Below are 803 nucleotides of genomic sequence, written 5' to 3'. Positions count from 1 at the left end.
CTTCATTGAAGCCATCAACGGCCTGTTTCAAGCTGCCAAGCGCAAGGCGCGCGGATACGCTAGCTTCAAAACCATGCGAACCGTGCTGTTCCTGATTGCAGGCAAGCTCGATTTCTCGGCCTTCAATTCACATGCCTCGTGAGCCGCATTACCCACTCCATTTTTGAAATAGCCTTAATTTCTCGAGCTGCTGCCGACGAGCGTTGCGCAAGTGTCCGCACCTCCGTCGCCACGACTGAAAGCCGCGCCCCTGTTCGCCCGCCCTAGCCGCTTCTACGGCAGCGTTCAGCGCGAGAATGTTGGTCTGGAAAGCAATTCCTTCGATCATTGATGTGATCTCCGTAACAGCGATCTAGCTTTGGCTGATCTCAGTCATCGTGCTCACGACCCGCGAAACTACTTCGTGCCCGCGTTGCGCGATCTGCGAGGCAGACGATGATAATTCCCTTGCTCGCAGTGCATTCTCCGAATTCTGCTTGACAGTAGCTGACAGCTCTTCAGTGCTCGATGCGGTCTCTTCCAGCGACGCGGCCTGTGACTCCGTACGCACCGACAGATCAGCATTCCCCGAGGCGATTTCGCGCGTCGCCGTAGCGATCGCCTGGCTACCTTCACGCAACGATACGACGGTAGCCGTCAGTCGGTCCTGCATGGCGACAAGCCCACCCAACATTCGGGCTATTTCAAAAATGGAGTGGGTAATGCGGCTCACGAGGCATGTGGATTGAAGGCCGAGAAATCGAGCTTGCCTGCAATCAGGAACAGCACGGTTCGCATGGTTTTGAAGCTAGCGTATCCGCGCG

At 56.3% G+C, this 803-nt stretch carries 1 protein-coding gene and 2 pseudogenes; 1 reads left to right on the top strand and 2 read right to left on the bottom strand.

Annotation, left to right across the window (positions count from 1 at the left end; translation table 11 throughout):
* Positions 1-142: pseudogene (locus AB4Y32_RS40420) on the top strand (ISL3 family transposase); the annotation flags it as partial.
* Positions 143-167: 25 nt separating this feature from the next.
* Here AB4Y32_RS40420 and AB4Y32_RS40880 read toward each other — a convergent pair.
* A pseudogene (locus tag AB4Y32_RS40880) lies at positions 168-325 on the bottom strand (methyl-accepting chemotaxis protein); the annotation flags it as partial.
* Between the two features lie 27 nt (positions 326-352).
* Positions 353-712 carry a hypothetical protein gene (locus tag AB4Y32_RS40415; RefSeq protein ID WP_439899910.1) on the bottom strand — a complete coding sequence of 120 codons (360 nt, stop codon included), beginning with the start codon at positions 710-712 and terminating at the stop codon, positions 353-355.
* Positions 713-803 lie beyond the last annotated feature (91 nt).

It is taken from the genome of Paraburkholderia phymatum, assembly GCF_040965635.1.
GTDB lineage: Bacteria > Pseudomonadota > Gammaproteobacteria > Burkholderiales > Burkholderiaceae > Paraburkholderia > Paraburkholderia phymatum_B.
Note: the sequence above shows the minus strand (reverse complement) of the source record. Positions and strands in the feature narration are given on the sequence as shown.